At 66.6% G+C, this 25,790-nt stretch carries 28 protein-coding genes and 1 tRNA gene; 15 read left to right on the forward strand and 14 right to left on the reverse strand.

Features of this window, described 5'->3' with window-relative positions; translation table 11 throughout:
* Positions 1 to 120: 120 nt before the first annotated feature.
* From leuC to grxD, 7 genes are all read left to right on the forward strand, one after another.
* On the forward strand, positions 121 to 1,554 hold the full coding sequence (gene leuC, locus Q0D93_RS06440; protein ID WP_294392299.1) for a 3-isopropylmalate dehydratase large subunit: 1,434 nt from the start codon (positions 121 to 123) through the stop codon (positions 1,552 to 1,554).
* The gene (locus tag Q0D93_RS06445) at positions 1,551 to 1,952 is read left to right on the forward strand and encodes a hypothetical protein (protein WP_294392144.1); all 402 of its coding nucleotides are present in this window, start codon (positions 1,551 to 1,553) and stop codon (positions 1,950 to 1,952) included. The genes leuC and Q0D93_RS06445 overlap by 4 nt, the downstream gene beginning before the upstream one ends.
* On the forward strand, positions 1,949 to 2,527 hold the full coding sequence (gene leuD, locus Q0D93_RS06450) for a 3-isopropylmalate dehydratase small subunit (RefSeq protein WP_294392146.1): 579 nt from the start codon (positions 1,949 to 1,951) through the stop codon (positions 2,525 to 2,527). Before Q0D93_RS06445 ends, leuD begins: the two co-directional genes overlap by 4 nt.
* Positions 2,528 to 2,596: 69 nt before the next feature.
* A complete protein-coding gene (locus tag Q0D93_RS06455) occupies positions 2,597 to 2,920 on the forward strand; it encodes a hypothetical protein (protein WP_294392147.1) in 324 nt (107 codons plus the stop codon).
* Between the two features lie 68 nt (positions 2,921 to 2,988).
* Positions 2,989 to 3,315, forward strand: a complete 327-nt coding sequence (locus tag Q0D93_RS06460) for a DUF1476 domain-containing protein (protein ID WP_294392148.1) — start codon at positions 2,989 to 2,991, stop codon at positions 3,313 to 3,315.
* A 5-nt stretch (positions 3,316 to 3,320) separates the two neighbouring features.
* A complete protein-coding gene (locus Q0D93_RS06465) occupies positions 3,321 to 3,554 on the forward strand; it encodes a BolA family protein (RefSeq protein WP_294392150.1) in 234 nt (77 codons plus the stop codon).
* 10 nt (positions 3,555 to 3,564) lie between these two features.
* Positions 3,565 to 3,903, forward strand: a complete 339-nt coding sequence (gene grxD / locus Q0D93_RS06470; RefSeq protein WP_294392153.1) for a Grx4 family monothiol glutaredoxin — start codon at positions 3,565 to 3,567, stop codon at positions 3,901 to 3,903.
* A 237-nt stretch (positions 3,904 to 4,140) separates the two neighbouring features.
* Here the strand turns inward: grxD and Q0D93_RS06475 are convergent, their stop codons facing one another.
* Entirely contained in the window at positions 4,141 to 4,722 is a 582-nt protein-coding gene (locus Q0D93_RS06475) for a hypothetical protein (protein ID WP_294392154.1), read from the reverse strand.
* A gap of 92 nt (positions 4,723 to 4,814) precedes the next feature.
* Between Q0D93_RS06475 and Q0D93_RS06480 the strand changes: the two genes are divergently transcribed.
* Both Q0D93_RS06480 and Q0D93_RS06485 read left to right on the forward strand, forming a co-directional pair.
* Positions 4,815 to 5,681 carry an MBL fold metallo-hydrolase gene (locus Q0D93_RS06480; protein WP_294392156.1) on the forward strand — a complete coding sequence of 289 codons (867 nt, stop codon included), beginning with the start codon at positions 4,815 to 4,817 and terminating at the stop codon, positions 5,679 to 5,681.
* Positions 5,678 to 6,298 (forward strand): DUF4230 domain-containing protein, encoded by a 621-nt coding sequence (locus Q0D93_RS06485; RefSeq protein ID WP_294392158.1) that lies wholly within the window; start codon positions 5,678 to 5,680, stop codon positions 6,296 to 6,298. The genes Q0D93_RS06480 and Q0D93_RS06485 overlap by 4 nt, the downstream gene beginning before the upstream one ends.
* Before the next feature lie 51 nt (positions 6,299 to 6,349).
* Here the strand turns inward: Q0D93_RS06485 and Q0D93_RS06490 are convergent, their stop codons facing one another.
* The gene (locus tag Q0D93_RS06490) at positions 6,350 to 8,665 is read right to left on the reverse strand and encodes a TIM-barrel domain-containing protein (RefSeq protein WP_294392160.1); all 2,316 of its coding nucleotides are present in this window, start codon (positions 8,663 to 8,665) and stop codon (positions 6,350 to 6,352) included.
* Positions 8,666 to 8,771: 106 nt separating this feature from the next.
* On the opposite strand from Q0D93_RS06490, the gene nadA reads away from it, so the two are divergent.
* From nadA to Q0D93_RS06505, 3 genes are all read left to right on the forward strand, one after another.
* Positions 8,772 to 9,764 (forward strand): quinolinate synthase NadA, encoded by a 993-nt coding sequence (gene nadA, locus Q0D93_RS06495; RefSeq protein WP_294392162.1) that lies wholly within the window; start codon positions 8,772 to 8,774, stop codon positions 9,762 to 9,764.
* A complete protein-coding gene (nadC, locus tag Q0D93_RS06500) occupies positions 9,761 to 10,615 on the forward strand; it encodes a carboxylating nicotinate-nucleotide diphosphorylase (protein ID WP_294392164.1) in 855 nt (284 codons plus the stop codon). Before nadA ends, nadC begins: the two co-directional genes overlap by 4 nt.
* A 75-nt stretch (positions 10,616 to 10,690) precedes the next feature.
* The gene (locus Q0D93_RS06505) at positions 10,691 to 11,359 is read left to right on the forward strand and encodes a ribonuclease T (protein ID WP_294392166.1); all 669 of its coding nucleotides are present in this window, start codon (positions 10,691 to 10,693) and stop codon (positions 11,357 to 11,359) included.
* A gap of 68 nt (positions 11,360 to 11,427) precedes the next feature.
* Here the strand turns inward: Q0D93_RS06505 and Q0D93_RS06510 are convergent, their stop codons facing one another.
* Complete coding sequence (locus tag Q0D93_RS06510) at positions 11,428 to 14,313, reverse strand: TonB-dependent receptor (protein ID WP_294392168.1); 2,886 nt, start codon at positions 14,311 to 14,313, stop codon at positions 11,428 to 11,430.
* A 291-nt stretch (positions 14,314 to 14,604) separates the two neighbouring features.
* On the reverse strand, positions 14,605 to 15,027 hold the full coding sequence (locus Q0D93_RS06515; RefSeq protein ID WP_294392170.1) for a DUF4112 domain-containing protein: 423 nt from the start codon (positions 15,025 to 15,027) through the stop codon (positions 14,605 to 14,607).
* A 191-nt stretch (positions 15,028 to 15,218) separates the two neighbouring features.
* Here Q0D93_RS06515 and Q0D93_RS06520 point away from each other — a divergent pair.
* Positions 15,219 to 15,302: transfer RNA gene (locus Q0D93_RS06520), tRNA-Leu, on the forward strand.
* A gap of 850 nt (positions 15,303 to 16,152) precedes the next feature.
* Here Q0D93_RS06520 and Q0D93_RS06525 read toward each other — a convergent pair.
* The 4 genes from Q0D93_RS06525 to Q0D93_RS06540 form a co-directional block, all read right to left on the reverse strand.
* A complete protein-coding gene (locus Q0D93_RS06525; protein WP_294392172.1) occupies positions 16,153 to 16,431 on the reverse strand; it encodes an integration host factor subunit beta in 279 nt (92 codons plus the stop codon).
* Positions 16,432 to 16,607: 176 nt separating this feature from the next.
* Positions 16,608 to 18,317 carry a 30S ribosomal protein S1 gene (gene rpsA, locus Q0D93_RS06530; RefSeq protein WP_294392174.1) on the reverse strand — a complete coding sequence of 570 codons (1,710 nt, stop codon included), beginning with the start codon at positions 18,315 to 18,317 and terminating at the stop codon, positions 16,608 to 16,610.
* 288 nt (positions 18,318 to 18,605) lie between these two features.
* Entirely contained in the window at positions 18,606 to 19,148 is a 543-nt protein-coding gene (locus Q0D93_RS06535) for a PilZ domain-containing protein (RefSeq protein WP_294392175.1), read from the reverse strand.
* A 225-nt stretch (positions 19,149 to 19,373) separates the two neighbouring features.
* A complete protein-coding gene (locus Q0D93_RS06540; RefSeq protein WP_294392178.1) occupies positions 19,374 to 19,736 on the reverse strand; it encodes a hypothetical protein in 363 nt (120 codons plus the stop codon).
* A 161-nt stretch (positions 19,737 to 19,897) separates the two neighbouring features.
* Here Q0D93_RS06540 and Q0D93_RS06545 point away from each other — a divergent pair, with 161 nt between their 5' ends.
* The gene (locus Q0D93_RS06545; RefSeq protein WP_294392180.1) at positions 19,898 to 20,206 is read left to right on the forward strand and encodes a hypothetical protein; all 309 of its coding nucleotides are present in this window, start codon (positions 19,898 to 19,900) and stop codon (positions 20,204 to 20,206) included.
* Here Q0D93_RS06545 and Q0D93_RS06550 read toward each other — a convergent pair.
* Positions 20,196 to 21,365 carry a Gfo/Idh/MocA family oxidoreductase gene (locus Q0D93_RS06550; RefSeq protein WP_294392181.1) on the reverse strand — a complete coding sequence of 390 codons (1,170 nt, stop codon included), beginning with the start codon at positions 21,363 to 21,365 and terminating at the stop codon, positions 20,196 to 20,198. The genes Q0D93_RS06545 and Q0D93_RS06550 overlap by 11 nt on opposite strands.
* A 233-nt stretch (positions 21,366 to 21,598) precedes the next feature.
* Between Q0D93_RS06550 and Q0D93_RS06555 the strand changes: the two genes are divergently transcribed.
* Positions 21,599 to 21,811, forward strand: coding sequence for a hypothetical protein (locus Q0D93_RS06555; RefSeq protein ID WP_294392183.1), 213 nt, complete (start codon positions 21,599 to 21,601; stop codon positions 21,809 to 21,811).
* Between the two features lie 171 nt (positions 21,812 to 21,982).
* On the opposite strand, the gene Q0D93_RS06560 is transcribed toward Q0D93_RS06555, so the two are convergent.
* Genes Q0D93_RS06560 through aroA form a run of 5 tightly spaced genes read right to left on the reverse strand, consistent with a single transcriptional unit; the run spans position 21,983 to position 25,758 of the window.
* Entirely contained in the window at positions 21,983 to 22,558 is a 576-nt protein-coding gene (locus Q0D93_RS06560; RefSeq protein WP_294392184.1) for a peptidylprolyl isomerase, read from the reverse strand.
* A complete protein-coding gene (cmk, locus tag Q0D93_RS06565; protein ID WP_294392185.1) occupies positions 22,558 to 23,193 on the reverse strand; it encodes a (d)CMP kinase in 636 nt (211 codons plus the stop codon). Before cmk ends, Q0D93_RS06560 begins: the two co-directional genes overlap by 1 nt.
* On the reverse strand, positions 23,190 to 23,435 hold the full coding sequence (locus Q0D93_RS06570) for a hypothetical protein (protein WP_294392186.1): 246 nt from the start codon (positions 23,433 to 23,435) through the stop codon (positions 23,190 to 23,192). The genes cmk and Q0D93_RS06570 overlap by 4 nt, the downstream gene beginning before the upstream one ends.
* Positions 23,432 to 24,424 (reverse strand): proline iminopeptidase-family hydrolase, encoded by a 993-nt coding sequence (locus tag Q0D93_RS06575; RefSeq protein ID WP_294392188.1) that lies wholly within the window; start codon positions 24,422 to 24,424, stop codon positions 23,432 to 23,434. Before Q0D93_RS06575 ends, Q0D93_RS06570 begins: the two co-directional genes overlap by 4 nt.
* Entirely contained in the window at positions 24,421 to 25,758 is a 1,338-nt protein-coding gene (gene aroA, locus Q0D93_RS06580) for a 3-phosphoshikimate 1-carboxyvinyltransferase (RefSeq protein WP_294392189.1), read from the reverse strand. The genes Q0D93_RS06575 and aroA overlap by 4 nt, the downstream gene beginning before the upstream one ends.
* Positions 25,759 to 25,790: the final 32 nt, after the last annotated feature.

The following is a 25,790-nucleotide window of genomic DNA, read 5'->3' on the forward strand; positions in this document are numbered from 1 at the left end:
CGACGTTATCCGAAACAATGTTGCGCTACGCAGAGGAGGATCCTAGCAAAATTGCTAATCGAGCGTTGGTCCGCCGTCGTGTCCCTTGAGTCCGGCCGCTCGGAGGCCTAGTTGGCGCGGATCATGTCCGAACCCCGCACCCTGTATCAAAAGATCTGGGACGCCCATGTGGTGTCCCGTCGCGACGACGGCACCTGCCTGATCTATATCGACCGCCACCTTGTGCATGAGGTGACGAGCCCGCAGGCGTTCGAGGGGCTTCGTGTGGCTGGGCGCGGGGTGCGCCGGCCGGACCTGACGCTGGCCGTGCCGGACCACAATGTGCCGACCACCGCGCGCGTGGACGCCCATGGCGAACGCCTGCCGATCGCGGACCCGGAAAGCGCCAACCAGCTTGCGGCGCTGGCCCGCAACACCGCCGAGTTCGGCGTGCGCATGTTCGATGAGATCGCGGCGGAGCAGGGCATCGTCCATGTGGTCGGGCCGGAACAGGGCTTCACCCTGCCGGGCACGACCCTGGTCTGCGGCGACAGCCACACGGCGGCGCACGGGGCGCTGGGGGCGCTGGCGTTCGGCATCGGCACGAGCGAGGTCGAGCATGTGCTGGCTACGCAGACCCTGCTGCTGAAGCAGTCCAGGACGATGGAGATCCGCGTCGACGGCACGCTCGGCTACGGCGTGTCGCCAAAGGACGTGATCCTGGCGATCGTCGGCAGACTGGGCGCGGCGGGCGGTACCGGTTATGTCGTCGAATATACCGGCTCGGTCATCCGCGACATGTCGGTCGAGGGGCGGCTGACGGTCAGCAACATGGCGATCGAGCATGGCGCGCGCTCGGGCCTGATCGCGCCGGACGACAAGACCTTCGCCTATCTGGCGGGGCGCCCGCTCGCGCCCGAAGGCGAGGCATGGGACAAGGCGCTGGCCTATTGGCGCACGCTGCCGACCGATGCGGCCGCGCGCTACGACACGGTCGTGACACTCGACGCCAGCGAGATCGCGCCGAACCTGACCTGGGGCACCAGCCCCGAGGATGTGGTGCCGATCACCGGCGCGGTGCCCGATCCGATGAGCTTCGCCGACCCGTCAAAGCAGGAGGCCGCGCGCAAGTCGCTGGCCTATATGGGGCTGGAGCCGGGCACGCCGATGCGGGACGTGGCGGTGGAGAATATCTTCATCGGCAGCTGCACCAACAGCCGGATCGAGGATCTGCGCGCCGCCGCCGCCGTGGCCAAGGGACGGCACATCGCCGGCAATATCCGCCAGGCTTTGGTCGTGCCGGGGTCCGGGCTGGTCAAGCGACAGGCCGAGGCCGAGGGGCTGGACCGCATCTTCACCGAAGCGGGATTCGAGTGGCGCGAGCCGGGCTGCTCCATGTGCCTGGCGATGAACCCGGACAAGGTGCCGGCGGGCGAACGCTGCGCCTCCACCTCAAACCGCAACTTCGTCGGGCGGCAGGGGCCGGGCGCGCGCACCCACCTGGTATCGCCGGCGATGGCGGCGGCGGCGGCGGTGACCGGCCGGTTGACCGACGTGCGGGACCTGATGGGATGAACGGCACCTGCCATTGTGGTCAGCTGTCGATCCGCTTGCCGGAGCCGCCCGCTTTCCTCAACCTCTGCAACTGCACCGTGTGCACCAAGCTCGGTACGATGTGGGGCTATTACGACCCGTCCGTCGTGGAGATCGACGGCGCGCCGTCGACCTATATGCGGGCAGACGTGGACTCCCCCACGCTGACGTTCCACTTTTGCGGCGCGTGCGGATCGACCACCCACTGGTCGTCGCGGGACCTTTCGGTCGAGCAGGTCGGGATCAACATGCGCTTGTTCGAGCCGTCAAGCCTGAGCGGTATCGAGGTTCGCTATGGCGATCGGCGCACCTATGCCAAAGGCTCACGCCGTTATTATCGCGAGCCGACAATCTTCAGCGAAACAGGAGCGGCCGCATGACGCCTTTGACCATGATCGAGGGCAAGGCCTATCCCTTCGGCCGCAAGAATGTGGATACGGACGTGATCATCCCGGCCCACTGGCTGAAGACGATCACGCGTGCGGGTCTCGGCCGAGGCGCGTTCGAGACGGTGCGGGCCGAACCGGGCAACGTGTTCGACGATCCCGATTATGCCGGCGCGCCGATCCTGATCGCGGGCGACAATTTCGGCTGCGGGTCCAGCCGCGAACATGCCGCCTGGGCGTTGAAGGACATGGGTGTGACGGCGGTGATCGCGCCGTCATTCTCCGACATCTTCTCCGGCAACGCCTTCAAGAACGGCATCGCCACCGTGGTCCTGCCGCAGGAGGCGATCGATCGCCTGCTGGAGGTGGCGCGGACCGAGCCCGTCACCGTCGACTTGGAAACGCAGACGGTCACCACCCCTTTTCAGGACCGCTTCGTCTTTCCGATGGACCCGTTCCGGCGCGACTGCCTGATGAAGGGGCAGGACGAAATCGGGCTGACCATGGGGCTCGGTGCCGAGATCGGCCGCTACGAGGCGACGATGGCGCGGGACCGCCCCTGGCTCTGACGCCTCCTTTGCGCCACAATCGCATGGGAGCTTCGCGGCCCCAAGCGCCGGAGGTGCAGGATGATCGGGTTGAGCTTGCTTGCCGCAGCCATTGCCGCCGGATCGGCGGAACCGCCGCCCGGTCCCACGCCACCCCGCCATTTCCTGAACGGCACGGAGCAGCGCGGCTGCGAGGAGGCGGCACGCAAGGACGAGGTGCTCGTATGCGGGCGCGAGGATGCGCAGGAACGCTACCGGCTGCGCGCGGACGCGGACGACCGCTTTGCGCAACAGCCGCTCCGCGCGGAAGCCAAGGTGTTCGGCAACACCACAATGAAGGCTCACGCCAAGCAGGCGAATGTCGGCGGGATCAGCGCGCCGCGCGCCATGGTGACGCTGAGCTGGCCGTTCTGACGGAGGTAGCGGTTGCGTGTGCGGCCCGCTGTTCCTATCTCGGGCGGGAAAACAGGGAGCCTGCGTGAATGACCACCTTCGACGACCGCGAGCGCGCTTTTGAAACGAAGTTCGCGCGCGACGAGGAGATGGCGTTCCGTATCAACGCCCGCCGCAACCGGCTGGTCGGCACCTGGGCCGCGGGCCTCATGGGCCTGACGCCCGAAGAGACCGACGCTTATGCCAAGGCGGTGGTGCAGGCCGACTTCGAGGAAGCGGGCGACGAGGATGTGATCCGCAAGCTGCTGGGCGATCTGGTGTCCGCGCAGGTCGAAATCGACGAGGGCAAGGTCCGCGCGGCCTTGCGTGATGCCACGGTGGAGGCGCGCCGCCAGCTGATCGGCGTGGAGGGCTGACGACCATGCCGATGGCGGCCGACGAAATCCAATCCATGATCCTGGCGGCGATCCCCGGCGCCCGGATCGAGATCACCGACCTAGCTGGTGACGGCGACCATTATGCGGCACGTGTCGTGTCCGAAAGCTTCCGTGGGCTGCCCCGCGTCCGCCAGCACCAGCGCGTTTACGAGGCGCTGGGCGGCCGGATGGGTGGCGTGCTCCACGCGCTTCAGCTTACCACCGCAACCCCTGCCTGAGTATCGCACCATGACCGACGACGCCCGCACCCGTATCGACCAGACCGTCAAGTCCAACGACGTGGTCCTGTTCATGAAGGGCACGCCGCTCTTCCCGCAATGCGGCTTTTCCAGCCGTGCCATCGCGATCCTCGATCATCTCGGCGTCACGTATGAGAGCGTCGACGTGCTGCAGGATCAGGGCGTGCGCCAGGGCATCAAGGATTATTCCGACTGGCCCACCATCCCCCAGCTCTATGTGAAGGGCGAGTTCGTGGGCGGATCGGACATCATGATGGAAATGTATGAGAGCGGCGAACTGGGCCAGCTCATGCAGGACAACAATGTCGCGCCGGCCTCGGCCAGCTAAGCGGACTGCATTTCTCTGGTCGTGCTCCTGCGAATGCGGGAGCCCAGACCCTCAAAGCGGGTCCGGCGCCAGCTGGGCTCCTGCGTTCGCAGGAGCACGGGCAAAACTAACCGTTAGGTGACCGAACCGGCAACCAGCCGCTAAGCGGGGTTCCGGTTCTGACGGTGACCGGCTTACTTGATAAGCTCACCCCGCCATGCCATGCCATGCCGTTGCGGCATCGGCGTTGCGCCTCTCTTAAAGGCTTGCGCCGAACGGATTGCCGGTGGCGCTGCCGGGCAGGAGCTGTTCCTGCCGCTGGGACGGGGCCCCGTCCAGAAAGGTTTCGCTGCGTTGCCGCTCGGGCACGAGCGAGGCATCGATCCCGCGCACGGCCTCCACGAACATGGACTGTACCGCTGCTTTCGCCGCCCGATCGGGTGTAACGGCAACCGTGTCGGTCGCGTTTGCCGCGGCGACATAGCCGATCGGCGTGGGCGTTGGGCTGCCTCCACCATGGGGTGAGGACACCGCCAGCAGCGCCTTGCACGCCACCTTACGCGCCGCCTTGTCGCCGCCGGTCGCGCCGATTTCCGTCAGAGTATAGCCCAGCCCATCGGCAATGCCGTCGATCGCGTCGGGGCGGATCGGCGAGGCGGCAGTCATCCGCGCCTTCACCGCGCGCGTGTCGGGATGCAGCGCGCGACGGAGCAAATCCTGCACCTCCGGGGTGGCGCAGGCCTCCGGCGAGCCCGAGGCGACAAGGTTGCGCGTCGGCGTGGCGGAGCAGGCGGCCAGCGCGAGCAGGCTGGCGGAAGCGGCGGTGAAACGCAGGGTCATCGGCATTGTCATGCCACCATATCGTGACGGGCGCGCAATGCGAGCCCATAACCGTCCTTCACAGCGCGGCCGACCGCCCCCAAATAGGGGAGGTGACACAGACCATTGCACAGGCCATCGGACACACCGACAGGCTGGAACCGCTGGTGCGCCGCCTGCTCGCGCCCAATCCGTCGCCTTACACGTTCGAAGGGACGCAGACCTATATCGTCGGGCATGGCGACGTGGCGGTGATCGACCCTGGTCCCGATCTGCCCCACCACGTCGACGCGATCCTGGCCGCGACGGCGGGGGAGCGGATCGTCGCCATCCTTTGCACCCACACGCATCGCGATCACAGCCCGGCCGCCCGCCTGCTCGCGGCGGCGACAGGCGCGCCGGTCGTCGGCTGCGCGCCGCTGACCATGGCGGACGACGGACCCCGCGCCGATGCGGCGTTCGACGTCGATTACCGGCCCGACCGCATCCTGGCGGATGGCGAGACAGTGGCGGGCGCGGGCTGGACACTGGAGGCGGTGGCGACGCCCGGCCACACTTCCAACCACCTCTGCTTTGCCCTGCGCGAGAGCAAGGCCCTGTTCAGCGGCGACCATGTCATGGGCTGGTCGACCACCGTGGTCAGCCCGCCCGATGGAGACATGGCCGCTTATATGAAGAGCCTCGATCGCCTGGTCGCGCGCGACGACCGCATCTATTACCCCGCCCATGGCGCGCCAGTCGAGGAGCCGCAACGCTTCGTCCGCGCCATGGCCATGCACCGCCGCCAGCGCGAGCGGCAGATTTTGGAGCTGCTCCAGCATGAGGCGCAACCGGTGCCCGCCATGGTGACCCTGATGTATCGCGGACTGGACCCGCGCCTGCACGGCGCCGCCGGCCGATCGGTGCTGGCGCACCTGCTCGACCTTGAAGCGCGCGATCGTGTCTGGCGCGACGGCGACAAATGGGCGCTGGCGGCATGATCCGGCCCGTCGCCAAGATCCTTGGTGCGCTGATCCTGGTCGTCGCGATCGCGGCGGCGGTCGTTTTCGCCATGGGGTGGAAGCTGCGGCGAGAGCTTGATCCCGATCCGGTGACGGTTGCCGCCGCCAGCCTGCAGGCGGTGCGCGAGCAGGCGGTGCTGACGCCATTCGCTGCGCGGTTCGTGGCGGTGGTCACGTCGGAGCAGCACCGCTTCGGCCTGTCGGCGCGCAAGACCCTGATCATGCCCGGCATGGTGCGCTACGAACTGGATCTCGCCGCGCTCCAGCAGCGCGACCTGCGCTGGGATGCCGCCACCCGCAGGCTGACCATATCCCTGCCTCCGCTGAAGGTGTCGGCGCCGGAAGTCGATCTGCGGCGCATCCAGACCTATGGCGAAGGCGGGGTGCTGATGGCGTTGACCGACACCGAGGCGCGCCTGGATACCGCCAACAGGACGGCGGGTCAGACCGAACTGGTGCGTCAGGCGCGGGAAGGTCTGCCGATGCGGCTGGCGCGCGACGCCGCGCGTCGGGCGATCGAACGCAGCTTCGCCATGCCGTTGAAGGCTGCCGGGATAGACGCGACCGTGACGGCGCGCTTTGCCGGCGAGGCCTGATCCGCGAAAGCATTGCTCCCGTGCCTGCTGACAGGCACGGGAGCGTTCGTCTTAGCGGCCGACGACCTTGACCAGCGGGCCGGGTGCCTGCCCGGTCGGCAGGGTTCCGCCGCCGGTGAGGCGACCCGCCGCATCATCCCAGCGCAACGTCGCCGACTTGCCGCCATTCTTCATGTACGCGTTGGTCTGCCCGTCGTCGTCATAGAGAGTGAAGGTGGCGTCCCGACCCGGGAACACCCGGATTTCGGACAAGGCCTGCTTGGTCGCGGTGTTCGGCACCGGCGCGCCCAGCGGCACGATCGACCCGGCCCGCACATAGAGCGGGATGCGGTTGATCGGCGCGGCCGCGTCGATCCACTGTCCGCCCGCAACCTTCTGGTTGGTCCACCAGTCATACCAATCGTTGCCGGCCGGCAGGTAGACCTTGCGGCTGGTGGCACCCTGATCGGTGATCGGCGCCACCAGGAAAGCGGGGCCGAACATATATTGGTCGCCGATCGTGGCGACCGCGGGATCGTTGGGGAAGTCCATGAACAGGGCGCGCATGAACGGCGCGCCGGTGTCGTTGGTCTGCTTACCCAGCGCATATAGGTACGGCATCAGCTGGTAACGCAGCCGCAGGAAGTCGGCCAGGATCGGCTCCGCTGCCTTGCCATAGTCCCAGATCGCTAGGCTGCCCGGCCGCTGGCCGTGGATGCGCAAGGTCGGCGTGAAGGTGTTCAGCTCGAACCAGCGGACGAACAATTCCGGATAGTCCGGATAATTCTGGCCGGTCGACACCGCCCCGGTAGGGTCCACCAGCGGGGTGTGCTGCGCCTTGGGCCCGTTCGGCCACTGCCAGCCGCCCGTGTCGCTGCCGGTATAAGCGATACCGCTCGCCGCCATGTTGAGGTTGGCGGGCACCTGGCGCTTCAGCGATTCCCAGGTCGAGGTCACGTCGCCCGTCCAGAAGATCGCGCCGCTCGCCTGCGCGCCCAGATAGGCGGCGCGGGCCAAGATCAGGCGGCGGAAATCGGGCTTGTCACGCAGGGAGCCCTCCGCGACACCGCCGGTGTGAAGGGTCGGGAAGACGTTGTAATAACGGTCGCCGGTGCCGATCGAATAACGATAGCCGGCGGGAACCAGGTCCGGCTCCGTCTCGTCCAGCCACGGATAGTCGAAGCCTTCGCTCAGGATATTGTCGCGCAGCTTGCTCCAGAACCAGGCACGCGCCTCGGGATTGGTGCTGTCGATCAGGCCGCCCGCGCGGTCCGACCGGATCGGCAGGCCGTCGACCGGATTGCCGTCCTTGTCCTGCAACAGCCAGCCCTTGGCGGCCAGCATGTCAAAATAGCGCCCCTCGCGCTCGTAGCGCGGCCAGACCGAAATGATCGACTTCATGCCCCAATCGTGCAGCTGGCGGTTCATGCCCTGCGGATCGGGGAAGAAGGTGCGGTCGATGTCCATCTGGCCCATCCGGGTCCAGTGGAACCAGTCCAGCACCATGATGTCGAGCGGGTAGCCGCGCTGGCGATAGCCTTCCGCGACGCCAAGCACCTCGGCCTGGCTTTCGTAGCGCGCCTTGGACTGGATCAGGCCGAAGGCGGCCTTGGGCGGCAGCGGGGTGACGCCGGTCAGCAGGCGATAGCCCTTGTACAGCTCATCGCTGTTCGCGCCGGTGACGATGAAGAAGGAGACGCGCTCCCCCACGTTGCTCTGGAACCGCGTGGCATTCTGGAGACCCGGGGAGACGGTGGTGACGGACGGATTGTCCCACACGATCATGTAATTGTTGGTGCTGACCAGGACGGGCACGCACACCGTCTCGCCGGCCGGGGCATCGTAATTGTGGCGACAGTCGATCGTCCGGCCCTTGAGGTCGAGGATGCCTTCCTGATTCTGCCCGAGGCCGTAAAAATGCTCATTGGCGGTGATGGAGAAGCTGGCGCCGACGCGGAATGTCTGCTCGCCGCTCACTTCGTGCGGGGACATTTCCCAGCCGTTCATGGTCACGACCGGCTTGCCCGACGCATCCGCCACCGCGATCGACACGGGCGGCAGGGACGGCGCGAAGTAACGCTGCATCTGCGTCGGCGCGCCCGGCCAGGGCTGCGCATTGACGGTGACGCTCATCGCGCCCGAAGCGAAGCGATCGCCGGCTTGCCCCGCATTGTGGCTCCACCCGGCGGCGTCGCTCTTGGCGGAAATGCCGTAGCCGGGCTGCTTTTCGGCCAGCGCGCGATCCAGTGCGATCGTCACCCGCACCACGTTGGGTGCATAAGGTTCGATCGCGACCATGCTGCCGTTGCGATCCACCGTGGCCAATGGCGCGGCCAGCGCACTTCCCGCCAGCAGCATCGCGCCCAGCGTTGCAACACCCCGTAGCATCAAGATCCCCTCATAAGGTTTATAGGCGGCCTGCTTCCCACATTTGTCTGATAATTTCAAACAGGTCGCCTTCGACAAAGGTCGTAGGACGTCCTATCTGACCCGCATGAACGCACCGACCACGAGCCTCGCCGGACTGGACCTGCTTGCCGAGATCGACCGCCTGCGGCGGGAGCGCAACGCGGTGATCCTGGCCCATTATTATCAGGAGCCAGCCATTCAGGACCTGGCCGATTTCGTCGGCGACAGCCTGGACCTCAGCCGCAAGGCGGCGGAAACGGACGCGGAGGTGATCGCCTTCTGCGGGGTGAAATTCATGGCGGAGGTGGCCAAGATCCTGTCGCCGGACAAGACGGTGGTGTTGCCCGACATGGCCGCCGGATGCAGCCTGGAGGATAGCTGCCCGCCCGAACAGTTCGCGCGCTTCCGCGCGGCGCATCCCGATCACCTCGCCATCACCTACATCAACTGCTCGGCGGCGGTGAAGGCGCATAGCGACATCATCGTCACCTCCTCCTCGGCCGAGAAGATCCTCAGCCAGATCCCGATGGATCAGAAGATCATCTTCGCGCCCGACAAGAATCTCGGCGCCTATTTCAACCGCAAGACCGGGCGCGACATGCTGCTGTGGCCGGGCGCCTGCATCGTGCACGAGGCGTTCAGCGAGACGGAATTGCTGAAGCTGAAGGCGCAATATCCGGACGCCCCGGTGGCGGCGCACCCGGAATGTCCCGCTTATATCCTCGACCATGCCGATCAGGTCGGATCGACCCGCGCCATCCTCGATTTCGCGCTGTCGACCCCGGCCGAGACGATCATCGTCGCGACCGAGCCGCACATCATCCACCAGATGGAGAAGGCCGCGCCGCACAAGACGTTCATCGGCGCGCCGGGCGCGGACGGCAATTGCAACTGCAACATGTGCCCGTACATGGCGATGAACTCGATCGAGAAGCTGTACCTCGCCCTGCGCGACCTCCAGCCCCGGATCGAGCTGGACGAGGATCTGCGGATCGCCGCCAGGCACTCGCTCGACCGCATGCTGGAGATGGCGAGCGCGAGCGTGGGGCAGGGCGACTTGGGCGTTCCTCGCGGATGAGCGGATCGCCCGTCGCCATTCCCGGCTTCGACGATGCCGCCTTCGTTGCGGGCACCCTGGCGGAGGATCTGGGCGAGCGGGGGGACATCACCTCCGCCGCCGTGATCCCGGCGGATGCGCGGTTCACGGGCTTCATGACCGCGCGCGAGCGGATCGTGGTCGCGGGTGCATCGCTGGCGGCTGCCTTCTTCACCCGGCTCGATCCGAAGGCCAGCCTCGACATGATGGTGGGTGACGGCGACGTGGTGGAGCCAGGCGCGGCCCTGATGCGGATCGAGGGGCAGGCCCGCGCGCTGCTGACGGCGGAGCGGTCGGCGCTCAACACGCTCCAGCATCTGTCGGGTATCGCCACCTTGACCCGGACCTATGTGGACGCGATCGCCGAGACGGGCGCGGTGCTGCTCGACACGCGCAAGACGACGCCCGGCCTCCGGCTGCTGGAAAAATATGCCACGCGCATGGGCGGCGCGCGCAACCACCGCATGGGCCTGTGGGATGCGGCGATGATCAAGGACAATCATGTCGCGGTGGCGGGCGGCGTCCGCCCGGCCGTGCAACGCGCGGTGGCGGCGGGGATCGATCGCATCATCGTCGAGGTCGATCGCCTGGACCAGATCACGCCCGCGCTGGACGCCGGCGCGACCTGGCTGCTGCTCGACAATATGGAAGCGGACCTGCTGCGCCAGGCCGTGGCGCTGGTCGGTGGGCGTGTCCCGACCGAGGCGTCGGGCGGCGTGTCGTTGCAGACCATATGCGGGATTGCCGAGGCTGGCGTGACCTATATCTCGGTCGGTCGGCTGACCCAGTCGGCCCCGGCCGTGGACATCGGGCTGGATTTCGTCGGCATCTGATGGATGCTGGGCTCTGTTCAGCGTAAGGTCGCATCCGGGGTGCTGGTCCGTCCGGCAGGCAGTGGGAGTTGAAGCATGATGGCGCCGTTCCTCGCTTTGGCAGCAGCCTTGTCCTGTCAGCCCCCCGCCGGTTTGCCCACACCGCGCCTGGAAGGTCCGACCGCGGATCAGCCCGCGCGGAAATTGCCGATCGGCAGCTATACGCTGTCGCTGATCTGGACGCCGGAACAATGCCGGCCGGAGGCGGACAATGGCGAGCATGTCGATTGCGCCATCGCGCGCGGCTTCGTGCTGCACGGGCTCTGGCCGGACGGGAAGGGCGCGCAATGGCCGCAATATTGCCGCTCGGCCGCGATCCTGCCGCAATCCACCCTGCGTGCCCATTATTGCGCCACGCCTTCCGCTCAACTGCTCCAGCATGAATGGGCCAAGCACGGCACCTGCATGGCCGGCTATACGCCCGATCGCTATTTCGGGCAGGCCGGTCGCCTCTACCGGCGGCTGCGTGCGCCCGCCATGGCGACGCTCGCCGGGACGCCCGACCTCACCGTCCGGCAATTCTCCGGCGCGTATGAGCGGACCAACCGCCTGCCGACCGGATCGGTGCGGCTCAACGTCAATCGCAGGGGCTGGCTCCAGGAAGTCTGGCTATGCCTCGACCGCCGCTTCCGCCCGCAACGCTGTCCCGTGCATCAGGGTGGAGCGGCACCCGACATGCGGCTGAAGATCCAGACGGCGGGCTGACACCCGCCGCCTGACACCACGCACTTTGCAGGGGAAAGGGGCGTCCCTGCGGACGCCTCTCCCTCCGGTCACATACGATAGGTGATGCGGAAGTAACCGAACTGGCCCGGCACGTCATAGGTGGTCGGGTCGTAATTCGGGCCGGTGCAGCTGAAGCAGGCCGGCGGATCCTGGTTGAACAGGTTCAGCACACCCAAAGTGAACGACATCTTGTTATCCAGGAAGTCGGGCGACAGGGTCAGTTGCACGTCGCCGTAGAAGCGGTTGTTGAGCTTGCGTCCGTCGGCTTCGGAGACATGGTTGATGTAGCGCCCGGTGAAGGACGCCTCGACCGGCCCCGCCGCCCAGCTCACGACACCCGTCCCCTTGAACTTGGGATAGGATTGATCCGGGAAGCCGCGCGTGGTGCCGCGATAGTTGAGGGTGGAGGTGCCGTCTTCCGTGGGAAAGCTTTCCTCATATTTGGCCAGGTGGTTGCCGTTCAGGTTGAAGCCGAACGTGCCGATCCCCGTCTCCGGCGAGCGGTAGTTGATGGTCAGGTCGACGCCGCGCGTGCGGATGCCGCCGATATTCTGGAGGAGCCCGATAACGCTCGCAATCTGGCCGCTGGGGGTGCGGATCACGTTGCCGCAGCTCAGCGCATCGCCCAGCGTCGCGCAACGCGACAGGGTTACTTGCGGGTTGATCGCCGCGATCGCGCCCTTGACCTTGATGTCGTAATAATTGGCTTCGATGCTGAACTGGCTGGCAACGCCGGCATCCCGCACCCAGTTGGGGCTGTAGACCGCCCCGAACAGCCAGGTCTTGGACGTTTCCGGCGCCAGGTTGCGGTTGCCGCCGGTCAGCGTGCCGATCTGGCCGCCCAGCGGCTCACTGTAGCTGCCGTTCGCCGGCACGCCGTTGGCGGTGCAGTTGCTGCGCACCGTCGCCGATCCCTGATATTGCGATCCGGGCACGTTGGTGCAGGGATCGTCGATCGGGGCGTCGGCGCGGGATTGCGCGCCGAACAGCTCGCCGATGCTGGGGGCACGGAAGCCCTCCGCATAGGAACCGCGCAGCAGCAGGTCGTTGATCGGCTTCCACAAGGCCGACCCCGTCAGCGTCGTGCTGCTCCCGCTGGTGGAGTAATTGGCGTGGCGCGCCGCGCCGTCCAGCTCCAGCGACTGGAAGAAGGGCGTGTCCTTCAGGATCGGCACCCGGATTTCGCCATAGAATTCGTCGGTGTTGAAGTAGCCCGACGCAGCTTGCGCCGGGATGTCCGCGCCCAGGCCCTGCTGGATGATCGTATCCGGGTCGAACTGGCCGAACTGCTCGCGATGTTCGTAGCCGACCGCGAAGCCGACCGGCCCGGCCGGCAGGTCGAACAGGTCGCCGGTCAGGTTGGCGGTATAATCCTGCAGCGACTGGCTGCTGCTGTCATGTTCGACGAAACCGACATAATCCAGCATCGCTTGGGTGATGGAGCCGGCGCCGCCGAAGATGTTGAACGGCACGCAGCCGTCGGTGCACTGCGACACCGGACCAAGGGCGCGCGCCAACCTGGCGGAATTGACGTTGCCGGTGAACACCTGCTCGGCATTGTTGAAGCCGATGACGGCGTTCACATCCCAGTAGAAGGTGCGGTTGCCGACCTCGAACTTGCCGTCGAGCGTGCCGGTCAGCGACCAGGTGTCGACATGCTGCGTGTAGGTGCGCTGCCCCGCCTCGACCAGGCGGCGGCGGATCATGGAATAATTAGCAGGCGCATTGCCGTCGCCGCCCGGGGAAAGGGTCGTGCCGAACGGGTTGAAGGGATTGCTCGCATCGATCACGATCCGGTCGAGCAACGTGCCGTTACCCGCATCCGGTCCGATCGAAAGCGGCAAAAACGCCGCCTGGTTCTGCGAATTGCGGCGGTTATACAGCGCCTTGACCCGCAGGTTGACGTCCGAACCCAGTTCCTGGCGCGCGCTCACATAGCCGCCATAGCGTTCGGACGGGGTCAGGAAGTAGTTGAACGGCGCGAAGTTGTACGCCGCCGCTCCCGTATAGGTCGTGTAGTCGCTGTTCGGCCCGACGGGGTCGGCCGCATTGTAAACAGGCCTGCGGCCGATCACGGGCTGTTTCAGGGTCAGGCGCCGGCCGTTGATGTCGTAGCGGCCGAGCGGCGTCGCGCTGGAGCAGCCGCCGATCGGCTCGGCGCAGCTCACCTGGCCGGCGTTGGGAAATTGCGAAATGTCGCGGTTGGCCGTGCGCACCGCATTCTGCTTCACATAGCTTGCGCCCACCACGATCGACGTGCCGGTCGAAGGCGACTGCAGGCCGTAGCTGATGTTGTAGTCCTGCGCGCCGCCATCGCCTGCGCGATATTTGCCATATTGAGCCGACGCCAGCAGCCCCTTTTGCGATTGCTTGGTGATGATGTTGACCACGCCGGCGATCGCGTCGGACCCATAGAGCGGCGACTGGCCGGATTGCAGCACCTCGATCCGCTCGACCATGCTGTTGGGGATCGTGTTGAGGTCGACCGTCGAGGGAATGCCGCTGGCGGATGCGCCGTTGATGAAGCGGAGGCCGTCGACCAGCACGAGCGTGCGCTTGGCCAGCAGGTAGCGCAGGTCGATCTCCGCCGAACCCGCGCCGACGCCGCCGCCATCCTGCGGATTGCCGATATTGCCGCTATTGTTGGTCTTGGTGTTGAGGCCGCCGGCCGCGCTCGGCAGGCGTTGCAGGATGTCGGCGACCGACGTCAGGCCCGTCTGCCGCAGCGACGACTGATCGAGCACCACCACCGGCGAGTCATTGTCCAGCGGGTCGCGCCGGATGCGCGAGCCGGTGACCACAATCTCTCCACCGGCTTCGGCAGCGCCGGTGACGGCGGCATCCGGTCCCGTCTGAACCGCCTGCGCTTGTGCTGCGCCTGCGAACAGCGCCAGCGCCGGAAGGCATGCACCGCAAAGAAGAAGCGTGGTCACCCGCATTCAAAATCCCCCTGATTGAGGGGGCATACTTTCTCCAATTTTCCGACATGACAATATGTTGCTTGGCAGCAGCGGCAGTGCGACAGATTATTCTAGAGAGTGTCACGCAAGTGCAACATCTACCATATGCCCGCACCGTTAGCGGCCGACTGCGATGTGGCGGTTGGGCATCTTCCCGCTGAGCAGCGCGATTGTGCAACGCATTCAAGGGCTTGCCGATCATCATGTCGGATCGGTCATGGTGCGCGCCGATGGGCCGGGGGCAGTCGATGCGCCGCAGCGCGATCAGGTCCGGACCGTCGCCGTCGCGGGATGATGGCGGTCGAGATGGCGACGGATGATGCGCAGGTTGCGCGTATTCGATCGGAAGAAGAAGTCCGGCACCGCCCCGATCCAGGGGATCGCGCCCAGCAGCGCGTCGAAACCGACATTGCCCATCATCCGCGCCATCTGCCAACGCGACATGCCGAGGTTGCGCGCCTCCCACACCATCCAGCTGCCGAGCGCCGCGCCCACCACGCTGCCCGCCACCGGCAGCAGGTCCAGCACCACGTCGAGCCCCACCGGGCGGTTGGTGCCGGGCAGCACGAATGCACGCTCCAGCAGGCGCTCCATGGTCTCGATCCGCTTGCGGACGGACGCGGGGTCGCGGCCCAGACCGGGCAATTGATCGGCGATCGCATTGAAACGGGTCGGCTTGGTCGGCATCCCTGATCCTTTCGCAACCAACATGCCCGTACCCGCTGGATTGTTCCGCGCGAACATGATTGCGCCTTTGCGGAAAGGCGCGCCATGGGGATCAGGTGTGCCGAGCGCCACCATGCTGGCGTCCAGGCGCCCGTGCCCGCCGCAGCAGTGTTTCCATCTGAACCGAACCGCGTCTAAGGAGCGCACTGCGTGCGGACGTGGCGGAATGGTAGACGCTGGGGACTTAAAATCCTCTTCCGACAGGAGTGCGGGTTCGAGTCCCGCCGTCCGCACCACCCCTCAGGTGCCATGTATCGGACCGGAAGAGAGCCCTGCTCTGTCCTTTGATCCATCACCGAACATCGCTCCGCTACGCACCGCAAACAAGCCTCCCGACCCGTTTGGCCACCCAACGCCAGATGCTGGAACCTGCCTGGCTTCAGGCAAGCCATGCGCCCGCGAAGGCGACAGCCCAGGAGGCGAACGGTATCGCACGGCGTGCTACGACCTCAGCAGTGCCAAGTCCGGCCGCGGTGATGCGGTAAGATGAGCCGATCCATCGTCCGATGTAGTCCCAGTCTCGCTTGGGCGAGATGTCTGCCCACCTGTCGGCAGCCAACCACCGTCTGCAAGGATCTGCCTGGCCCAGCGGGGGCAGTGCGCCCGCGAAGGCCACAGCCCAGCAGTGGAAATGGTGTCGCATGCGGGCGGAGCGCTCCGGTCTTTGTGAAGGATACGGCATGCCGCGCCGTCGCCGGCATTTGGTGGCGGTGTGCGGCGACAATTGGCGCAGATCGAATATCTCGGCGCACGCACGATCTCTTCGGCGAGGATTGCTGAACGACGCCATGATCTTGGCCCGGTGCCGCAAGACTGTCGGAGCAGCGGCCGGAACGTTGCGATTTAACGCAAGGTCGCGATGATCGACGTAGAAAACGCCCGACGGGCCACAGGCTGCTCGCCATGTGCCGGCGAGCCCTCAGCTGTTCACCCTGGCAGGAGGCCATGGTGACGGGAGAAGCTTAAAGGGGTGAGCAAGGTTGGGTGAGGTGGTCAAACCCCTCATGCCGGCAGGCATCGGGGCAGGTAGCGCGTGAGTTCGACACGATGCACAACAGCCTGTCCATATATCAAGCTCCCCGCCGCTCAGACGTTCAAGCGCTGGCGCATTTCCTTGCCGGGTTTGAAGTAGGGCACGCGCTTGGCGTGGACCTCCACGGATTCGCCCGTGCGGGGATTGCGGCCGACCCGGCCGTCGCGGGCGCGAGTGGTGAAAGTGCCGAAGCCGCGCAGTTCGACACGGCCGCCCCTGGCAAGTTGGGTGGAGATCGCGTCAAAGATGCAGGAGACGATCTGCTCGACCTCCCTCGGCGACAAGCCCGGCTGATCCTTGGCTACCAGCGCAACGAGTTCGGACCTGATCACGTATCTGCCCCCCAAAGTGACCCTGCGGATAGTGAAACCTCGTCGCCCCCACGACAGAGATTTCCCGCATCATCGATCGCCCGCCTGTCGATCCACCCTCAACGAAAAGGTTATCGTAAGTTAGGACCGGTGTGGGCATTATTGCTCACACCGGTCCAACTTACAAGTACATTAGCTTACGCTTCGTCGCGTGCCTTCAGCGCAGCGCCGAGAATGTCGCCCAGCGACGCGCCCGAGTCGGACGAACCGTACTGCGCAACGGCCTGCTTCTCTTCCGCCATCTGCATGGCGCGGATCGAGAAGGTCGGCTTCTTGGAACGATCGAAGCCGGTCACCATCGCGTCCAGCTTCTGGCCGACCTGGTAACGCTCCGGACGCTGCTCGTCGCGGTCGCGGCCGAGATCGCCACGCTTGATGAAGCCGGTCGCGCCATCGTCGCCCACCTGGACGTCCAGGCCGCCGTCATTGACCGCCAGCACGGTGACGGTGACGACCGCGCCGCGGCCGGCGCCGCCGACAGAGCCGCCGCCAGCGGACACGCCGCCACGCTCAAGCTGCTTGATGCCGAGGCTGATGCGCTCCTTCTCCGGATCGACGTCCAGCACCTGCGCCTGGACGGTCTCGCCCTTGTGGTGCAGCGCCAGGGCTTCCTCGCCGGTCACGCCCCAGGCGATGTCCGACATATGGACCATGCCGTCGATGTCGCCATCCAGGCCGATGAACAGACCGAATTCGGTCGCGTTCTTGACCTCGCCTTCCACGGTCGAGCCGACCGGGTGACGCTCGGTGAAGGCTTCCCACGGATTGGCCTGGGCCTGCTTCAGGCCGAGGCTGATGCGGCGCTTCTCTTCGTCGACTTCCAGGATGATGACGTCCACTTCCTGCGAGGTGGAGACGATCTTGCCCGGATGGACGTTCTTCTTGGTCCAGCTCATCTCGGAGACGTGGACCAGGCCTTCGATGCCCGGCTCCAGCTCGACGAAAGCACCATATTCGGTGATGTTCGTCACGCGGCCCGTGAACTTGCCGCCGACCGGATACTTGGCGCCGGCGCCTTCCCACGGATCACTCTCAAGCTGCTTCATGCCGAGGCTGATGCGCTGCGTGTCGCGGTTGATGCGGATGATCTGCACGCGGACCGTGTCGCCGATGTTGATCACTTCGGACGGATGGTTGACGCGCTTGTAGCTGATGTCGGTGACGTGCAGCAGGCCGTCGATGCCGCCCAGGTCCACGAACGCACCGTAATCGGTGATGTTCTTGACCACGCCGTCCACGATCTGGCCCTCGGCCAGGCTCTGGATCAGGCCGGTGCGCTGCTCGGCGCGGGTTTCTTCCAGAACGGCGCGGCGCGACACGACGATGTTGCCGCGGCGGCGATCCATCTTCAGGATCTGGAACGGCTGCGGGATGTCCATCAGCGGGCCGACATCGCGGACCGGACGGATATCGACCTGGCTGCCCGGCAGGAACGCCACGGCGCCGTTGAGGTCGACGGTGAAGCCGCCCTTGACGCGGCCGAAGATGACGCCGTCGACGCGGTTGCCGGCGGCGAATTCGCCTTCCAGCTTGTCCCACGCAGCTTCACGGCGCGCGCGGTCGCGGCTGAGCATCGCCTCGCCGGCGCTGTTCTCGACGCGATCGACGAAAACCTCGACCTCGTCACCGACGTTGAGCTCGGCCTTCTGGCCCGGTGCCGGCGCGAACTCGCGCAGCGCGACGCGGCCTTCGGACTTGAGGCCGACGTCGATCACGACCATGTCGTTCTCGATGCCGGTAACGGTGCCCTTGACGACCCGGCCTTCGAAGCCCTGGTTCTCGCCGCCAAGCGTGTCGTTGAGGAGTGCCGCGAAATCATCGCGTGAGGGGAATGCCGCAGTGGCCATAAACAGTTGAGTTCCTTACAGTCTTGTTTCCGGCCGTCCGGTTGTCTCCGGAGGTCTTCAGCCGAACCGCCGCCCGTGCCGTATGCGCGAGACGGCATCCAAATCGGGTGAGACGGGTGGAGGGCTTAGCGCATGATGCGAAAAGGGCGCGTCAAAAAGCGTGACCTGAGCCACACTCCGCGCGCCGTTCCTCCACGAGCAATACTCGCTGGACGCGTGTTTATACTCCAGCCGCGATCCGGCGGCAAGCGTCTTGATCGCTCCTCGCCAGCTCCCTGCCACGCTCCGTCAGGTCGCGAGCCAGTAGAGCAACGTGCCCATCATCGCCCACAATGACAGCGAACTGCCGACGATCATCGCCACCCGCGCGCGTCCTGACCAAAGGGCATCGTCATCGCGGCCGACGGTGGGGCTGAACAGGTCGGGTTCGGCGGATGGCAGGGGCGCGGCCAGGATCGTGCCGTGCCCTGGTTCGGCGGACTGGCGGTCGCGTGCAAAGTCGCCCCACACGATCCGCTCGCCCCGCACCTTGCGCCGGACCGCGGCCTCGCTCAGCGGTTGCTGGAACTCGCATCCGTATAGGCTGCCGCTATTCCAGGCGACCTGGGCAAGCCGGCTGCCAAGTCCGGGAATGTCGAACAGGATGGGGTGGTCGGCCGGCAGCAATCCCTGTGCTTCGACCAGCAGGCCGTGGCTGGAAATATTGTGGACAATTACCGGGCGGGCCGGGGATTGGTCCGGCGATGCACTCGCCTGGATCTGCGTCCGGTAACGGTTGGGCCGTTGATCGTCTTGGATGGGAACATCACGGACGAGCGCGGAAAAGGACATCCTCAACTCCTTCGCAATTCTTGTTATTGCCGTGATGGATCAACAGCATTGCGAAGGGGGTGTTCCGCATATTGATGGCTAACGTTCAGTTAACCAAATGCCGAACGCATGATTAGTCTTCAACATTACTTGCAAATGCGGTTAAGTGCCGCATCGATTTGTTGCATCTGCGAAGTAGGGAGCAAGCTGTCGCAACAATCATCCCGAAATCGTTGAAGGTCGGGCTCAGCGATCGCGGGGTGGGCGGGGCGGACGCGGGCGGCGCTCGGCGGGGCGATTGGGACGTGGTCGGGGGGCGCCGCCACTCGGCGGAACGGGCCGGTCGGGGCGGGTCGGCGCCCGCCCCGTGCCGGGCGCCACGCTATACCCCTCCTTCAGCAGCCGGTTGAACGCCGCTCGGACGGACTCCCCGATGCTGGCCTGCAACTCGGCCGGCAGGTCGCTGAAGCCGGTATTCGGCCCGATGGCGTTGAGGTCGCGCAGCATGGCGTTCGGAACGCCCTTGGACGCGGACCGCAACGCCGCAACGGCATCGATCAGGGAGGAGACGATGATCTCCTGCATCAGGTCGGTAGCGGACTTGCTCATGATCTTCTTCGCGGCCGGAGGAACGGTTGCTCTCTACGCGGGCCGCGCCGCATCACCAAGGCGGATTCGGCGCGGCCGGCGCGCAGACAGGCGCGGATCGCGTCCGAACGTTCCCCTCGATCGTTGTGTCCAACAAATACAGAGCAGAAGGAGAGGCCGTCATGTCCTATGTGGAAGACAAGAAATTGCACCAGACCGTGACCTTTGTCGGCCTCCGCGCGCAGGCGACGGCCGTGGGGCTGGTGCAATTGTGCCGCGAGCTGGAATGTGCGGGCGTGCTGGGGGAGGCCGCCATGGACCGGATCAAGGGCGCGATCAGCCGCGAAATCGCCATCACCGCGCCCCCGTCCGCTCGCCGCGAAGAATATGAGCGCGAGGTGCGCCTGCGCCTTGATCGGCTGTTCACCGGCGAGGAGCGGGTCGGCGATGCCCGCGCTATCCCGGTCTCGCCGGATCCGGTCAACTCCTGACCGCCTGCGCCGGATCGGCGGGGCGGCGATAGCCGAAGTCGGTGCGGATGGTGCGTCCGCCGACGGCGGCGGACTGCATGATGGCCTGGATCAGGCGCACGTCCTGCAGGCCTTCCTCACCCGGCGCCAGCATCGGCGCGCGCCCGCGCACGACCTGCGCCATCCAGTCCATCTCCTGGGCGAACTGGTCGACCTCCGTGATCGGGATGTCCTTGCGGCTGCCGCCATCGACCAGGCTGAGGTGGTTGCCGTTGTAGAAGCAGCCCGGATCCGCCACCAGTCGCCCGCGCTCGCCCGTCACCTGATAGCCCATTTCCGCCGAAGCGTTGAACGAGGTCGATCCCTCTGCGATCGCGCCGGACGGGAAGCGGAACTGCCAGGAATACAGGTCCTCCACCGTGCGGAAGCGCGGATCGTTGCGGTCGGTCTGCGACCAGGCGCTCACCTCCACCGGCTCCTCGTTCAGAAGGTAGCGCGATGCGTGGATGCCATAGATGCCCATGTCCATCAGCGCGCCGCCGCCCGACATCTTGCCGTCCAGCCGCCACACGTCGGACGGATCGTCCAGCGTCGATTGGCGCGTCATCTGCGTCGTGACCAGGCGCGGCCGGCCCAGGGAGCCCGAGCGGACGCAACGCATCGCCTCCACGTTCAGCGGCTCGGTCAGGCAGCGATAGGCGATCATCAGCCTGCGATCGGCGGCCTTGCCCGCCGCGATCATCGCCTCGCAATCGGCGACGCTGGTCGCCATCGGCTTCTCGCACAGCACATGCTTGCCGGCCTTGAAGGCGCGGATCGTATATTCGGCATGCATCGCATTGGGCAGCACGATGTAGACCACCTGGATGCGGGGATCGCGCACGATGCGGTCGTAATCGTCATAGGAATAGATGGCGTCGGCGGGCAGGCCCTGTTCCGCCGCCACCCGCTGCGCCTTGTCGGGATGGCCGCTGACCACGGCGGCCAGGCTGGCCACGCGCGTCTTCTTCAAGGCGGGCACGATCTGGCCCAGCGCCAACTTGCCGAGGCCTACCACGGCGAAGCCGACCCGCTCCTTGTCCGCCGCCGGCGCCCGCGCGCGGGCCACGCCGCTCATGGCGACGGTCGCCCCGGTCAATCCCAGTTCGATAAGCGAACGGCGGCTGATGGGTTCGGGCATGGCATGTCTCTCCACCGGGATCTTTCTTGACCCGTTTGGGGCAGCTTATGCCGCGACCGCACAGTCCACAACAGCGGCGCGCCATTGCCCGACCCAGCCTGGAAAACCCAGATTCCTAGCGCGGAAGTAGGGATTGATCCCCCCTCGTCCCGGGAGTACCAAACCTGTTCCGACAACAGGGGCGGCGCCGTGGGCGTGGCCGAAGGTTCGGAACCGCAACCACGGAGATCATCATGACCAAGACGCTCGTTTTCCTGCCGCTCGCCGCCGTCGCGCTCAGCCTCTCGGCCTGCTCGTCCGAGACGACCAACGTCAACGCCACCGTCACCAACGAAACGGCGACCGACCTCAACAGCTTCGACGACAGCGCGCTGCCGCTCGACAACGGCCTCGACAATGCGGCCAATGCCAGCGACCTCGGCGCGGAAGTCGTCAACAACGGCTAAGCCCGATCGTGTGCGACAAGCGGAAGTTTGCCCGCGGATAGCGATCCTCTATTTTCTACCATGTAAGTAGGTTATATACGGGGCGTCCGCCATGTGTGACTCCCTGGCGCAGACTGAAAGCCCGGTGGGACGACCCGCCGGGCCTTTTTTTCGTCAGGGCAGGTCGCCAGGTCAGGGCAGGCGGCGGACCGAGATGATCTTCACCGGCTGGCGGATGGACTGGCCCATGGTGGTCAGCGAATGGCCACCCGGCCAGGTCGGTTTGGCCAGGATGCGATGCGCCACGTCCATCCCGCTCACCACATGGCCGAACGCCGCATAGCCGGGATAGTCGGGCGCCGCATCCAGCCCGGGCGCCGGCGCGATCGTGATAAAGAAATCGCCCATCGCGCTGCCCGGCGCATTGCGCGCCATCGACAGCGTCCCGTCCACGTGGCGCAGCCCGGTCCGGCTGGTCGGCTCATGCTTGATCGGGAAGAAGCTTTCCCGGATGTTGCTGTCGATGCCGCCCTGGATCAGCCCGCGCTTGGGGTCGCTCCGGGCGCGGGCGGCGCGGTAGAAGGTCTTGCCGTCGAACTTGTGGGCATCGACGTAGCGCAGGAAGTTGGCGGCGGTGATCGGCGCGCGCCGGGTTTCCAGCGACACGACGATCGTGCCCTCCGTCGTCCTGATCGCGACGCGGGGCAGGGGCTGTGCCGCGACCGGCGCGGCGGCGAGCAGCGCGGCGAGGGGAAGGAGCAGCCGCATCAATCGTTCGCGGCGTTGCGCCCGTGCGTCTGGATCAACGTCAACGCGGCGTCGATCGCGGCGTCGATCGACAGGTCGCTGGTGTCGAGCAGCACCGCATCCTCCGCCATCCTGAGCGGGGCCGCCGACCGCGAACTGTCGCGTTCGTCGCGGGAGCGGATGTCGTGCATCACCGCATCCGGCGACACGTCCAGCCCCATGCGAACCAACTCGCCATGGCGGCGCGCGGCGCGGACCTCGGCGGAGGCGGTGACGAACAGCTTGGCATCGGCGTGCGGCGCGATCACCGTGCCGATGTCGCGCCCGTCCAGCACCGCGCCGCCCGGCCGGCCCGCGAAATGGCGCTGCCGGTCGAGCAAGGCGGCGCGCACCTCCGGATGGACCGACACCAGCGACGCGGCCTTGCCCGCCGCCTCCGACTTCAGGCCCGGATCGTCGAACGCGCTGCTGAGATGCCGTGCCGCCTCCAGCGCCTGCTCGGGCGAGGCGGGGTCTCCGCCGGCTTCAAGCACCGACAGGCCGACCGCGCGATACAGCAGGCCGGTGTCGAGGTGCGGAAGTTCGTAATGGCGCGCCAAGGCGCGGGCGATGGTGCCCTTGCCCGACGCGGCGGGGCCGTCGACTGCGATGATCATGGGCGCGTCCTTACAGCCTTTACCAGCCCCAACAACGCAATGATCGCCCACACGACCTCCAACGCCATCGACGCCAGGTTGAAGTGGACGCTGAGCGAGCCGATCAGCAGCGCCGACCCGACCAGGTTGAGCAGGTTGAAGAAGACCAGGTTCATCGGCCTGGCGATGTTGGAATAGGCGAACGCCACCACCATCAATGCGCTGCCGATCAGTCCGACGATGTTGGGCAGGTCGAACGTCATGCGTCATGCTCCGCAAGCCAGGGGCGCAGCATCGCCAGGAATGCCGCGGGATTGTCGTTCATGATTGAGTGGGCGGCACCCGCCACCTCCGCAAAGCGTGCACCCGGGACCGATCGCGCAAAGGCGGACACGGTCGCGGGCGTCGCCTCGTCATGTTCCCCCGCAACGAACAGGGTACGGGGTCCGTCCAGCTTCCGTAGCAGTGGCGTGCCGTCATAATCGGCCAGCGTCCCGGTCGCGGTGAACTCCGCCCGGCCCCACATATACGTATAGATGTTCGGGCTGAAGCTGCGTGGCAAAGCGTCCCGGTAGGCGGCGATGGCGGGTGCTGGCGGATGCAGGCGGACATAGCGCGCGTAGAAGGCGTCGGTCGCCGCCTGGCACGCCACCGCCAGCGCCGGGTCGGGCGTGTCGCAGCGGTCGAGCAGGTCGCGCACCCCCGCCGGCATGCTGTCCTTCAGCCGGCGGGCATCGGCCAGCCAACGCCCGGTCGAGATCAGCGGCGACTGGAGGATCAGGCTCGCCAGCCGGTCCCGATGGCGCGCGCCATATTCCAGCGCCACGGTCCCGCCCCAACTCGCCCCCAGCACATGCCAGCGGTCCAGTCCGAAATGCGCGCGGATCGCGTCCAGTTCGTCGACAAAGCGCGGGACCACCCAGTTGGCCGGATCGCCGGGCATGTCGGACCGCCCGCTGTCGAGCTGATCGTAGAGGATCACAGCCCGGTCGTCCGCCAGCGCCGTGGCGTTCAGGAAATACCAGTGCGAACTGCCGGGGCCGCCATGCAGCAGCACGATCGGCGGCCGCTTGGCCTTCAGGTCGCCATTGACCCGCACATAGACCCGGCCGCCGGGCACCGCGACCATCGCCTCCCGGTCGGGCCGGAGGCGGATGGCGCCCGTCGTCGGTCGGGCCCGGCCCGGTGCCGACAGGGCCAAGGCGGCGACCCCGCCGGTCGCAAGCACGGTGCGCCGCCCCATCCCGCTCATCTCAACTCCGCGCCAAGGCTGCGCATCAGGTCGGTGAAGATCGGGAAACTGGTCTGCACCGGCCCCATGTCGTCGATGGTCACGGCATCACGCGCCGCCAGGCCTGCCACCGCGAAGCTCATGGCAATGCGATGGTCGAGATGGGTGGCGACGGTGGCGCCGCCCGCCAGCGGCTCCCCGCCGGTGCCGTCGATGATCAGGCCGTCCTCGGTTTCCTCGACCCGCGCCCCGATCGCGCGCAGCCCCTCGGCCATGGCGGACAGGCGGTCGCTTTCCTTGACGCGCAGCTCCTCCAGCCCGCGCGTCACGGTGCGCCCCTCCGCCAAGGCGGCGGCAACGAACAGGATCGGGAATTCGTCGATCATGCTCGGCGCGACATCCGGCGGCACCTCGATCCCCTTGAGGGTGGAGGCGCGGACGCGCAGGTCGGCGACCGGTTCGCCACCCACTTCGCGCTGGTCGAGATAGGTGATGTCGGCTCCCATCTGCCGCAGCACTTCATACAGGCCGGCGCGGGTCGGGTTGAGGCCGACATTCTCGATCACGACGTCCGAACCCGGCACGATCAGCGCCGCAACCGTGGGGAAGCCGGCGGACGACGGATCCCCCGGCACCACGATCTGCTGCGGCCGCAACTCCGCCTCGCCCCGCAGCGCGATGATGCGGGTGCCGTCGGCCTCCTGCTCCACCATCAGGTCCGCGCCGAAACCGCGCAGCATCCGTTCGCTATGGTCGCGGGTCGGCACCGGCTCGATCACGCGGGTGATGCCGGGGGTGTTGAGGCCGGCCAGCAGCACGGCCGACTTCACCTGCGCCGACGCGACCGGCAGGCGATATTCGATCGGCACCGCCGGGCAGATTCCCCGCAGCATCAGCGGCAGGCGCCCGCCGGGCGATGCGCTGAACTCCGCCCCGATCTGCGACAAGGGCTCGATCACGCGGTTCATCGGCCGCTTGGACAGGGAGGCGTCGCCCACAAAGGTCGCGCTGATCGGATGGCTGGCGACCAGCCCCATCAGCAGGCGGGTGGAGGTGCCGGAATTGCCCATGTCGAGCGCCTGGGCAGGTTGCAGCAGCGCGCCGACGCCCACGCCCTGGACGGTCCAGCAGCCGTCGTCGCCGCGCTTTATGTCCGCGCCCATCGCCCGCATGGCGGCGGCGGTGGCAAGCACGTCCTCACCCTCCAGCAGCCCCTCCACGCGGCTTTCGCCGACCGCCAGCGCGGACAGCATCAGCGATCGGTGGGAAATGGACTTGTCGCCGGGTACGCGAACCCGGCCGCTCAGTGCGCCGACGCTCTTGAACGCGGCGGGGGTGGGGGCCACTTGGTGCATTGGCGGCGGTCCTTGCCAGCGGCCCCGGCCCG

The organism is uncultured Sphingomonas sp., from assembly GCF_934560975.1.
Classification (GTDB): domain Bacteria; phylum Pseudomonadota; class Alphaproteobacteria; order Sphingomonadales; family Sphingomonadaceae; genus Sphingomonas_I.